The following is an 11730-nucleotide window of genomic DNA, read 5'->3' on the forward strand; positions in this document are numbered from 1 at the left end:
CATGGTGAACCTTGAAACTGATACCAACGCGCCAGCAGATGTTTCTGCGGCACAAAATGTCCTGAGCACAAAGGTCGCGAGTCTCAACGCCCGCTACCGCCACCACTCTGCCACTGCGGTGATGCAGGGCGCGCTGAATGACGCTGGCCATATCGCGCTGGTTTCCAGCTTTGGCGCTGAATCCGTGGTGCTGTTGCATATGGCCGCCGTCATCGACCCGATGGTGCCGGTGATCTTTGTGGATACCGAGCTCTTGTTCACCGAAACGCTGGTCTACCAGCAGGAGGTCAGCGAAAGGCTGGGTCTGCGCAATGTGCAGATCGTCAAGGCCGCAGATATCGCGGCCAAAGACCCCTATGGTGCCCTGCGCTTTAGCGATACGGATGCCTGCTGTGCGCTGCGCAAAACCGCGCCCTTGCAGACGGCGCTGGAGGGCTTTGACGGCTGGATCACCGGGCGCAAACGCTTTCAGGCCGGCAGCCGTGCAGCGCTGGATTTCTTTGAAGTGGAAGAAACCGCCCAGGGCGCAACCGGACGTATCAAGATCAATCCACTGGCCCATTGGGCGCCGGAAGATGTGCGCGCCTATATGACCGAGAACCGCCTGCCGCGTCACCCGCTGGTGGCCAAGGGCTACCCGTCGATCGGCTGTGCCCCCTGCACCAGCCCGGTTGCCGCAGGCGAAGATCCCCGCGCCGGACGCTGGCGTGACCAGAACAAAGAAGAATGCGGCATTCACGTTGTGAACGGCCAATTCATCCGCACAGGAGCATGAGTGAGATGACTGTACTTGTAACCGACGCGGGCTTTGGCCCCGAAACCTGGACCGCAGGGTTTGAGGTGGACACGGCCCTGGATCTTGCCTCTGACGCAGATCCGGCGGGCCTCGCTGACAGCATTGACGGGGCTGAGATCATTCGCATCGATTTCCCCAGCTTTGCCGATGGTCGCGGCTTTACCCTGGCGCGTCAGCTGCGGCTGATGGGCTATACGGGTCGTTTGCGTGCCAAGGGCCATGTGCTGGCCGATCAATATGCCATGGCGCGGCGCACCGGCTTTGACGAGGTAGAGATCAGCGATGAGCTCGCCGCGCGTCAGCCGCAGGAACAATGGCTTGCCCGTGCCCAATGGGGCGCCCACAACTACCAGGCCCGCCTGCGCGGTGGCTCTGCCGCCCGCTAAGCCAGCCCCTCTCCTGTCAGACCGCTCTTGATCTGCACCTCCCCTCGCGTCAGCGACGCTGCGGAGGTGCAGATTTCAGGGCTTCCCCTGACCTACATCAAAGATTAATCAGAGGTGCCGGTTTAAGTGACCGGTAGTGCAACCGATGAACGAGATTTCACCTGTGACCGAAGCTGCGACCGATACGCCTGTAAAGGCCACCCCCGCCCTGCCCGATGCCCAGACTGTCACCGAGGTGAAGCACTGGACCGACAAACTGTTCTCTTTCCGCGTAACCCGCCCTGCCTCGCTGCGGTTCCGCTCAGGTGAATTTGTGATGATTGGCCTGATGGGCGAGGTCAATGAAAAGACCGGTAAGCAAAAACCACTGCTGCGCGCCTATTCCATCGCCTCGCCCTCTTGGGATGAGGAAATGGAGTTCTACTCGATCAAGGTCGAAGACGGGCCACTGACCTCGCGCCTGCAGCACATCAAACCCGGTGACGAGATCATTCTGCGCCCCAAACCGGTCGGCACTCTGGTGCATGACGCGCTGATCCCTGGCAAACGCATCTGGTTCTTTGCCACCGGCACCGGCTTTGCGCCCTTTGCCTCGCTGCTGCGCGAACCCCAGACCTATGAAGACTATGACGAGGTCATCATCACCCATACCTGCCGCACCGCCGGTGAGCTGACCTATGGCCGTGAGCTGATCGAGGGCCTGAAGACCGATGAGCTGCTCAATGAGGTGATCGGGGAAGGCTTCTGGAAGAAGATCAAATACTACCCCACCACCACCCGTGAAGAGAGCCCCAAGATGGGTCGGATCACCGATCTGATCAATTCCGGTGAGGCCTATAAGGATCTAGATGTGACACCGCTGTGTCCCGATAATGACCGGGCGATGATCTGCGGCAACATGGCCTTTAACCTTGAGCTGAAAGACATGCTGGAAAAGGCCGGCCTTGAAGAAGGCGCCAACTCCAAGCCCGCACAATATGTCGTAGAGAAAGCTTTCTTGGACTGACCCTCATAGGGCTTCCACAAAGACTGGAAACACCACGCCAGAATGAAAACGGGCAGCCTCCTGAGATGGAGGCTGCCCGTTCTACGTTTGTAACGCCGTTTAGGCCTAAGGGCGGCTATTACAGCCCCATTGCTGCCTTCACCTGGTCCAGCACACCAGAGAGCAGCTCAGGATTGTCTTTGGCCTTGGTCAGGGCGGTGTTGAGCATGGTTTTCTTCAGCCCGTCCAGCTCCGAGCCGTTGATCATCTCGATCACCTTGTCGAAGTCAAAGCCGTCGAGGGTCAGGTATTCACTCATACCTTCCAGAGCAGAGCTGGATCCGGCGGCTGTTTCGGTGGCTGTTTCAGAAACAGCTTCGGTGACAGCCTCTGCGGCTTCGGTCGCGGTTTCAGTTGCTGTCTCTGTCGCGGTTTCCGTGACAGCCTGTGTTGCAGTGTCAGTCACAGCAGCGGCTGCATCAGACGCAGCCTCAGTTGCTGTCTCTGTTGCAGCTTCCACAGCGGTGCTGGCGCTTTCAACCGCAGCCTCGGTTGCGGCAGTGGCAGCGGCGCTCGCGGCCTCGGTTACAGATGCACCAGATTCTACCGCCTCAGTGACGGCTTCAACGGCGGCTTCACCAGCTTCAGATGCAGCTTCGGTGGCGGCTTCTGTAACCTCTTCCACGACGCTTTCGGCGGCCTCGGACGCGGTCTCAGTTGCCGTTTCAACGGCTTCCTCAACGGCGGATGCCGCCTCTTCGGCGACCTCTTCCACCTGTTCGGTCACGGTCTCCTCGACCACCTCTTCAGTTACGGCTTCAGCTGCGGCTGGCGCCTGCTCTACAACGGCAAGCGGCGCATCGGCTTTCTGGCTTTGGACATAGAAATAGCCCCCCGCCGCAACTACACCCAATCCCAAAATAACAAAAATCGGCTTCATGCCCTGTCTCCTTTTTTGCGCTGCATCCTTGCAGGCTTGATATCAGTGAGGTGCGCTGCCCGGCCCGTTTTCACAAGGGGGAATAACCGGTCCACTGTCTCATTTGCCTCTTTTCAGCCAAACTCCGCCGGAAGACTCACCCCACGGCTCACACGGCTAGTCGCATGCAGGGTGGACAGTTTTGCACTTCAACGGGTATTTGACATTAGCCATATGATCACGGAACCTGCGATCATCGGCGAAAATCCTCGATCCTGCCGCCAAAAAGCGACAAACTCTTGGGAAATCGCTCCTGGCCGCTCTGGTTGCGCCTTGAAACCTTTTACCGTTCCGTTTAAGTTCCGTGCTCGAAATTCGGCAATAATCAAAGGATCAAAGCCATAGCCCGCAGACCTCATAATGCGCCGCCGCAACGAGATACCGGCCCGCGCACGAACGAAAAAATTCGCGCCTCTGAAATCCGCCTGATTGGCGCTGATGGCGAAAATGTCGGGGTCGTGCACCCTGCCAAGGCTATGGACATGGCGAATGAGGCCGGTCTTGATCTGGTTGAAATTTCGCCAAACGCAACCCCTCCTGTCTGCAAAATCATGGACTTTGGTAAGTTCAAATATGAGCAGCAGAAACGAGAAAGCGAAGCGCGCAAAAAGCAGAAAATCATTGAAGTCAAAGAGGTCAAATTCCGGCCCAATACTGACACCAATGACTACGAAGTCAAAATGCGCAACGTCTATAAATTCCTGGAAACTGGCGACAAGGTGAAAATCACCCTGCGGTTCCGCGGCCGCGAAATGGCACACCAGAATCTGGGTCGCCAGTTGCTGGAACGTGTTGCCGAAGACGTCAAGGATCTGGGCAAGGTTGAAAACATGCCCAAAATGGAAGGCCGCCAGATGGTCATGATGATCGGGCCGCTGCCTCAAAAGTAAGTCCAGATTTTCTTTGGATCTAAACCGCCTCTTCCAGTTTCTGGAGGGGGCGTTTTTTATGGGCGATCGGGTCTGCGCATCTTGACACATGCTAACTTTGGAATATTTATTACCTACAGATCAAACCAGTCAGGCCCAGCCACATACCAGGCCCATAGACCTCAAAATAAGGAGTTCCCCATGTGGGAAGAACGTTTTGCCACCTCCGAGGACTATGTCTACGGGACCGCCCCTACGGGATTTCTGATCGCACACAGCTCCTACCTCCTCCCCGGTCAAAAGGCGCTATCCATTGCCGATGGCGAGGGGCGCAATTCGGTCTATCTGGCGGAACAGGGCCTTGATGTCACAGCTCTGGAATTTGCACCTTCTGCCCTGGCCCAGGCCCGCAATGTCTTTGTTGACTACCGCGCCTGCGATATCCTGACCGACAGCTGGCAAGAGACAAATACCTATGACCTCGTCTTAGCGGTCTTTGTGCAGTTCACCGGCCCAGAAGGTCGCGCGCGCCAATTTGACGGCATGAAAGTCAGCTGCAAGCCCGGTGGCCTGGTGATGATCCACGGCTATACCCCAAAGCAATTGGAGTTTGGCACCGGAGGCCCACCCTCTGAACAAAACATGTATACTGAAGCACAGATGCGCGCTGATTTTGCCGGTTGGGACATTCTTGAATGCACAAGTTATGAGCGCGAGGTGCAAGAGGGGGCTGGCCATTCCGGCATGTCCGCCCTGTTGGATTTTGTCGCCCGCAAACCGAGCTAACGCAAACTCGCTGGATTTCACAACCATAGCCATCCGAAACTCAAAATATTTTGGGTCATCCTTGCGCCAATCTTGAGCCGTCGTTAACGCCTCTTTGCTATCACCTCAGGCGATAACAAGTGTGATGGTATTAATGCAAAGTCTGACTGATATTCAAAACCGGGCCTTTATGGCCATCGGCCCCTCCCGCATCGCCGCTCTGTCGCTCTTGGTTCTGATGACAAAAGACGACGGCGAGAAGGCGCAGACCGCGCGTCAGCTATCGATTGATCGTGTCACTGCAGCGCATGAGATGCTGGGCACAAAACTTCCCGAAATGCTGCGAGCCAGCAACCACAGTTTTCCGCCAGAACTAGAACAGCAACGACAAGCCTGTTTTGAGGCCCTGACACCATTGATCGAGGTTCTCAAAGAGCCCGGCAAGGCGCAATCATCCGAATTTTCCGACCATTGCCTCTACCACCTGGAGCCACTGGTCTCCAGCTTCCTGAAAGAGATGACTGAGCATTTGAAGGAGAGCCAAAAACAGCTAGAGATTCTGCGTCAGGAAGACATGCTCAAGGCCATCGCCAATGCCGAAGTTGTCGGGAAAAATATCCAGCTGATTGCCTTCAATGCCTCCATCGAAGCAGCGAGAATAGGCGATCTCGGCAAAGGTTTCACCGTGATTGCCTCGGAAATTCGTGACCTTTCAGGCAAGACCCAGAAGTTTCTCGATAACATCTCAGGTCTATTGCGCCAGTAATTGCAGCGCAAAAGGCCCAGGCAGGATATCTCACCTGGGCCTTAGTGTTTTTAGACGGCAGCAGCCACTGCGCGCTTGGTGAGCACGGCAATCAGATGCGCTCGATAGGCCTTGGAGCCATGGATATCGGCCATCATGCCCTCGGCCTCAACGCTGAGCCCATCCAGTGCCTCGGCACTGAAATTCCCACTCAACGCCGCTTCGGCCTCCGACCAGCGAAACACCCCATCCTCTGAGGCACCTGTCACGGCGACCCGCACCCCATCGGCGAACTTGGCCACAAAGACCCCCACCAGAGCAAAGCGCGAGGCAGGCTGGACAAATTTCTGATAGTTTGCCACCTCCGGCACCGGCAGACGCACCTGGGTCACAATCTCCCCCTCTTCCAGTGCGGTGGTGAACAGCCCATCAAAATAGTCGTCCGCTGCGATCTGGCGGGCATTGGTGACGATGGTGGCGCCACTGGCCAGAGCTGCCGCCGGATAACAGGCCGCCGGGTCATTGTTGGCAAGCGAGCCGCCAATGGTGCCGCGATTGCGCACCGCCGGATCGCCAATATTGCCCGCCAGTGCGGCCAGAGCCGGATAGCTCTGCGCCACCTCGGCAGCGACCACACCGTGCGGGGTTGCCCCACCAATGCTGACAACACCAGCCTCCACGCTGATCCCCTGCATCTCGGCAATGCCGCTCAGCAACACCAGCTTTGAGGGGCTTGCCAGGCGTTGCTTCAGGGTCGGGATTAGGGTTTGCCCCCCACCCAGCGCCTGGGCGTCTTCCTCGCCCAGCGCAGCAACCGCCTCGGTCAGGGTTGCAGGTTTCACCAAGTCGAATTCATACATTGTTCACTTCCTTTCACACTCGGGATCCGGCCTTCATTTGGCCTGAAATATCCCGGGGGTGCGGGGGCTGGCCCCCGCCTATGCTGTCTGCGGGGATCCCTCCCCGCATGATGACGATTACCCCTGCATGGCCTGCCAGACCCGCGCCGGGCTCAGCGGCATATCCACATGAGTTACATCCTTGCCCATGGATTGCAGGGCATCGACCACCGCATTGACCACCGAAGGCGGCGAGCCGATCGCTCCGGCCTCACCGCAGCCCTTCACCCCCAGGGGGTTATGGGTACAGGGGGTCTGGCAGGAATGATCGACCTGATAAAACGGCAGATCATCCGCCCGTGGCATGGCATAATCCATATAAGAGGCCGATAGGAGCTGCCCGTCCTCATTATAGACTGCACCTTCCAGCAGTGCCTGACCAATGCCCTGACCAATGCCACCATGCACCTGACCTTCGACAATCATCGGGTTCACCACATTGCCAAAATCATCGGCAGCGGCAAAGCGTTCGATGCTCACCTTACCAGTCTCAGGGTCCAGCTCCACCTCACAGGCATAGGCACCCGACGGATAGGTAAAGTTGGCCGGATCATAAAAGGCCGTCTCTTCCAGACCGGGCTCAATGTCTTCCAGTGGGTAGTTATGCGGCACATAGGCCGCCAGGGTTACATCGCCCCAGGCCACGGATTTATCCGTGCCTGCCACGCTAAAGGCGCCATCTTTCAGCTCCACATCGGCCTCGGCGGCCTCCATCAGATGGGCCGCGATCTTCTTGGCCTTGGCGATGATCTTCTCGGTGGCGCGCACCATGGCCGAACCGCCAACCGCCAGCGAGCGGGAGCCATAGGTGCCCATGCCCATTGGAGTATTGGCGGTATCACCATGCACCACTTCCACCATGCTCTCGTCAATGCCGATCATCTCGGCAATCACCTGCGGAAATGACGTCTCATGCCCTTGACCGTGGCTATGCGAGCCCGTCATCACCACCAGACCGCCAGTGGCATTCACCCGCACCGTGGCGCTTTCATAAAGCCCCGCACGGGCACCGAGCTGCCCAACCAGGTTACTGGGGGCAATGCCGCAGGCCTCGATATAGCAGTTCACACCAAGACCACGGACCTTGCCCCTGGCTTCGCTGGCGCTGCGACGGGCGGCAAAACCCGCAAAATCGGCAATCTCTTCCAGCTTGTCCATGGTTGCGTTGTAATCCCCCGTGTCATATTCCACCGCCACCGGGGTGGCATAGGGGAATTCGGTGATGAAGTTCTGCCGCCGCAGGGCCACCGGGTCGACGCCCAGTTCGCGCGCCGCCTTGTCGATGACCCGCTCCAGCTGATAGGTCGCCTCGGGGCGACCCGCACCGCGATAGGCATCCACCGGCACCGTATTGGTGAACACCGCCTTGACGTTCACGTAGATCGCCGGGGTCTTGTAGTTACCGGCCATCAGGGTGCCGTGCAGCCAGGTCGGAACCGAAGGCGCAAAAGTCGACAGATATGCCCCCATATTGGCATAGGTATCGGTGCGCAGCGCGGTAAAGTTGTTGTCCGCGTCCAGTGCCAGCTGAATGGTGGAAACATGATCGCGCCCATGCGCATCCGAGATAAAGGCCTCTGACCGCGTGGACGTCCATTTCACCGCCCGGTTCAAGGCCTTGGCCGCAAAGGTACAAAAGGCCTCTTCGGCGTAATGGAAGATCTTGGTGCCAAAACCGCCGCCCACATCCGGCGCGATGACGCGCAGCTTGTGCTCAGGGATGCCCAGCACAAAGGCGCCCATCAGCAGGCGGATCACATGCGGGTTCTGGCTGGTGGTATAAAGCGTGCTGTCACCGGTTGCGCGGTTGAAATCGCCCACGGCAACGCGCGGCTCCATCGGATTGGCGATCAACCGGTTGTTGACCAGCTCCAGCGTTGTCACATGGGCCGCATTGGCAAAGGCCTCTTCTACCGCTGGCTTGTTGTCTTCGGGAAGGCTCCAGTCATAGCAAAGGTTGGAGGTCAGATCATCATGGACCTTGGTTGCGCCCTCCTGCACAGCCGCTTTCATGTCGATAACCGCTGGCAGCTCTTCCATGTCCAGCTCGATCGCCTCTGCAGCGTCGCGCGCCTGTTCGGCGGTATCGGCCACAACTGCGGCAATGGCATCGCCCACATAGCGCGCCTTGCCCTGAGCCAGCACCGGATGGGCCGGCTCCTGCATCACTTCGCCATGTTTGTCGGTGATCTGCCAGCCGCAGGGAATACCGCCCACACCTTCAAAATCGGCGCCGGTGAAAATCCGCACCACACCCGGCATCGCCGCAGCGGCCGTGGTGTCAATCGAAGTGATCCGGCCATGCGCCATATCCGAGCGCAGGAAATGCACATAGGCCTGACCGTTAAGGTTAATATCGTCTGTGTAATTGCCGGTTCCTGTCAGGAACCTGACGTCCTCGCGCCGCTTTGGACTGGCGCCGATGCCACTATCTTTAGGCATATTCAAATCTCCTCCCTGGAGGGTGCAGCCGGTGGTGCACCTCTTGGTTATGCAGTTTGATCTTTGCGTCTTGATATTCACATGGGCCGCACCTCCCAATGAGGCCCAGGCGTGCAGCCCTATTCAGCGGCTATGGCCGAGACGTCCTGGCCCGATGCCGCCATGATCGCCTTGACGATATTGTGGTAGCCGGTGCAGCGGCAGATATTGCCTTCGAGATACTCACGGATCTCCTGCTCGCTGGGCTTTGGGTTCTCTTTCAACAGCGCCGCTGTCGACATCACCATGCCCGGCGTGCAAAATCCGCACTGCAACCCGTGGTGGTCCTGAAAGGCCTGCTGAATGGTGTTGAGCGTGCCATCCGGTGCCGCCTGCCCTTCAATTGTGGCCACCTCAGCGCCTTCGGCCTCGACGGCCAGCATGGTGCAGGATTTCACCGCGACGCCGTTTACATGCACAACGCAGGCACCACATTGGCTGGTATCACAGCCCACATGAGTTCCGGTGAACCCCAGTTCTTCGCGCAGGAACGACGACAACAGCGTGCGTCCCTCTGCCTCACCGCTGGCGGCCTTGCCGTTCACGGTCATTGAGACCTTGGTCATGACTTCCTCCCGTTTTGCTAGTTTTTTTCTGGCTGTTAGGAGTTAAACACGGGATGCCCGCTGCGCGAACCCCCGAAGTCGTTTCGTTGCGTAACAATTTTACCGCTTGGCAAAATTCTGCACGCAGCCAAAGCGCGTAGGGTCAAATTTTCCCGCGTCAGCTGGCCAGCACAGGCAAATCAGGACAATCCGGCCCAATTCCGCCTGGTCCAGGCCCATCTTACCCGAAAGTAACTGTCAATCAGAGCGCCGCGGCATGGGGCGGGTGGGGATCTCTTTCAGCAGTCCCCCCACGCCCATTGCCGCGATATCAGCGCTGGTCACGGCGCAACCACAGAGCACCCGCTCCAACACCCAATCCGCACCATTGAGCGCCGGAGAGCGCGCGCAGCCCGGCAGACCAATCACAGGGCGGCCCTGATACTCCCCCAGAAACAACAGATTGCCCGGGTCCACCGGCATGCCAAAACGGGTCACACTGCCCCCCGCCCGGCGCAGCGCCTGCGGCGCCACATCCATCGGGTCCGAGGTGGCAGAGCCTGTCAGGATCAACAAAACCTCTCCCGGGACCTCGGCCAGCGCCTCGGCCAGTTCCGCCTCGCGATGCGGCACCACAACACGGTCACTCAGGCTCAGCCCCATGCGGTGCAAGCGCCCGGCCATTGATCGCCGCCCTTTGTCCGGCGGCATCTCCCGGCTGACTCGGGTTTCGATCAGGCTGGCCGAAGTAAAGACTGGCGGCAAAACCCTTATTGCGCCTGCCGCGCCTGCCCCTGCCTGCTCCAGTGCCGCTGCCTTAACCCCGTAGGAGATGATCTTGATGGTCGCTATCATCCCCTCCGCGTCAACCCGGTGGTAATCCGGCACGGTGGCAATGGTGATCATCGGATCAACGCTGTTCAGCGCCTCCAGCGCAGAACGGTCCAGCCTGACCAGCCCCGCGCCCAGCGCATAGAGATTAACCCGGCCAGCCCCGGCACCAGAGATGCGAATGCCCTGGCCCTGCTCATCCGGCACCAGCGCCTGCGCTAGCGTCAGGGCAGCAGCGTCTTCGTGCAGATCGCCCTCTTCCAACTGCGCCACCGTGATCTCGTCATGGCCTTCGGCCGCTAGATCCGCCAAGTGCTGCGCATTCAGAGTGGTGCCCTTGGCGATACGGTAGCACAGCCCCTTTGCATAGGGCGGCTGACCAGCCTGCATCGAATGAGCCAGGATCGCCCCCTCTGCCTTCACCAGCTTGACAGCGCCGAATTTCATGTTGCTTTCCCGCGTAGCACCGCTGTCATCTCCGCCAGGATCGCAATGGCGATCTCTGCCGGCCCCGCCGCCCCGATATCCAGCCCAACGGGGCCGTGGATGCGGCCGAGGTCCTGCTCGGTAAAACCAGCTGCCAGCATCCGCGCGATCCGGGCTGCATGGGTGCGTTTGGAGCCCAGTGCGCCAATATAAAAACAGTTTTCCCGCAGCCCCGCCTCCAAAGCCGGATCATCCAGTTTGGGATCATGGGTCAGCAAAACCAGCGCCGTGCGGGCGTCCAGTCCCAGTGTCGCCACGGCCTCATCTGGCCAATCGTCAAGCAGAGTGACCCCGGGAAACCGCTCTGGCGAGGCAAAGGCCGCACGCGGATCAATCACCGCAGGGTCATAGCCCGCCAGCTGCGCCATCGGCACCAACGCCTGGGCAATATGCACCGCGCCGACCACCACCAGCCGCAGCGACGGATTGTGTACGGCCACAAAGGTCTCGCCATCTTCCTCCACGCCGGACCGGTCCAGCCGCATCCGGTCTGGGTAGTGGTCGCGCAGCAAGGCGCCTTTGCCAGTGGTAAGATTGACCTCATAGGTCAGTTGTTCGCGGGACTGTTGCGCCGCCACCAGATCCCGCAGCACGGAAACAGGCAGGGAGCCACCTACGGGTTCGACCAAAATGCGAATGGTGCCGCCGCAGGCCAGCCCAACGGCAAAGGCATCGCCATCACTGACGCCATACTCCAGCACCCGGTGTTTTCCATCCGCCAGCGCTTCCTGCGCTTCCATCACCACCGCGCCTTCGACACAGCCGCCCGAGACTGATCCCTCGAGGCGGCCATCACCGCTGACCACAAGCTGTGCCCCAACACGGCGCGGTGCCGACCCCCAGGTCTGCACCACTGTTGCCAATGCAGCACCATGCCCGGCCTGATGCCAGCCCAATGCGATCTCCGCCGCGCTGGCAGGGATTTTTGAGCTGCCTGTAGTATCTGGGGTCTGGGTCATGCAT

General features: G+C 59.2%; 13 protein-coding genes. 6 read left to right on the forward strand and 7 right to left on the reverse strand.

Annotation, left to right across the window (positions count from 1 at the left end; translation table 11 throughout):
* Position 1 precedes the first annotated feature (1 nt).
* The 3 genes from ED661_RS16380 to ED661_RS16390 all read left to right on the forward strand — a co-directional run bounded on the left by ED661_RS16380 (position 2) and on the right by ED661_RS16390 (position 2188).
* Entirely contained in the window at positions 2 to 775 is a 774-nt protein-coding gene (locus ED661_RS16380; protein WP_122075082.1) for a phosphoadenylyl-sulfate reductase, read from the forward strand.
* Between the two features lie 5 nt (positions 776 to 780).
* Positions 781 to 1182 (forward strand): DUF934 domain-containing protein, encoded by a 402-nt coding sequence (locus tag ED661_RS16385; protein WP_122075084.1) that lies wholly within the window; start codon positions 781 to 783, stop codon positions 1180 to 1182.
* A 145-nt stretch (positions 1183 to 1327) separates the two neighbouring features.
* Complete coding sequence (locus ED661_RS16390; protein ID WP_122075086.1) at positions 1328 to 2188, forward strand: ferredoxin--NADP reductase; 861 nt, start codon at positions 1328 to 1330, stop codon at positions 2186 to 2188.
* 118 nt (positions 2189 to 2306) lie between these two features.
* Here ED661_RS16390 and ED661_RS16395 read toward each other — a convergent pair whose 3' ends face one another.
* Entirely contained in the window at positions 2307 to 3107 is an 801-nt protein-coding gene (locus ED661_RS16395) for a hypothetical protein (RefSeq protein WP_122075088.1), read from the reverse strand.
* A gap of 188 nt (positions 3108 to 3295) precedes the next feature.
* Complete coding sequence (locus ED661_RS22285) at positions 3296 to 3610, reverse strand: hypothetical protein (protein ID WP_254054867.1); 315 nt, start codon at positions 3608 to 3610, stop codon at positions 3296 to 3298.
* Between ED661_RS22285 and infC the strand changes: the two genes are divergently transcribed.
* The 3 genes from infC (at position 3551) to ED661_RS16410 (ending at position 5546) form a co-directional block, all read left to right on the forward strand.
* Positions 3551 to 4036 (forward strand): translation initiation factor IF-3, encoded by a 486-nt coding sequence (gene infC, locus ED661_RS16400; protein ID WP_371412457.1) that lies wholly within the window; start codon positions 3551 to 3553, stop codon positions 4034 to 4036. The two genes, ED661_RS22285 and infC, sit on opposite strands and share 60 nt — an antisense overlap.
* A 180-nt stretch (positions 4037 to 4216) precedes the next feature.
* A complete protein-coding gene (locus tag ED661_RS16405) occupies positions 4217 to 4801 on the forward strand; it encodes a bifunctional 2-polyprenyl-6-hydroxyphenol methylase/3-demethylubiquinol 3-O-methyltransferase UbiG (RefSeq protein WP_122075092.1) in 585 nt (194 codons plus the stop codon).
* Positions 4802 to 4934: 133 nt separating this feature from the next.
* Entirely contained in the window at positions 4935 to 5546 is a 612-nt protein-coding gene (locus ED661_RS16410) for a methyl-accepting chemotaxis protein (RefSeq protein ID WP_122075094.1), read from the forward strand.
* A gap of 50 nt (positions 5547 to 5596) precedes the next feature.
* Here ED661_RS16410 and ED661_RS16415 read toward each other — a convergent pair whose 3' ends face one another.
* From ED661_RS16415 to ED661_RS16435, 5 genes are all read right to left on the reverse strand, one after another.
* Positions 5597 to 6385: a xanthine dehydrogenase family protein subunit M gene (locus tag ED661_RS16415; protein WP_122075096.1), complete on the reverse strand. Its 789-nt coding sequence runs from the start codon at positions 6383 to 6385 to the stop codon at positions 5597 to 5599.
* Between the two features lie 117 nt (positions 6386 to 6502).
* Positions 6503 to 8866, reverse strand: coding sequence for a xanthine dehydrogenase family protein molybdopterin-binding subunit (locus ED661_RS16420; RefSeq protein ID WP_122075098.1), 2364 nt, complete (start codon positions 8864 to 8866; stop codon positions 6503 to 6505).
* A gap of 119 nt (positions 8867 to 8985) precedes the next feature.
* On the reverse strand, positions 8986 to 9471 hold the full coding sequence (locus ED661_RS16425) for a (2Fe-2S)-binding protein (RefSeq protein ID WP_122075100.1): 486 nt from the start codon (positions 9469 to 9471) through the stop codon (positions 8986 to 8988).
* A gap of 237 nt (positions 9472 to 9708) precedes the next feature.
* A complete protein-coding gene (locus ED661_RS16430) occupies positions 9709 to 10728 on the reverse strand; it encodes a molybdopterin-binding protein (protein WP_122075102.1) in 1020 nt (339 codons plus the stop codon).
* Positions 10725 to 11726 carry an XdhC family protein gene (locus tag ED661_RS16435; protein WP_122075104.1) on the reverse strand — a complete coding sequence of 334 codons (1002 nt, stop codon included), beginning with the start codon at positions 11724 to 11726 and terminating at the stop codon, positions 10725 to 10727. The genes ED661_RS16430 and ED661_RS16435 overlap by 4 nt, the downstream gene beginning before the upstream one ends.
* Between the last annotated feature and the right edge of the window lie 4 nt (positions 11727 to 11730).

This window comes from Pseudophaeobacter sp. EL27 (assembly GCF_900313025.1).
GTDB lineage: Bacteria > Pseudomonadota > Alphaproteobacteria > Rhodobacterales > Rhodobacteraceae > Pseudophaeobacter.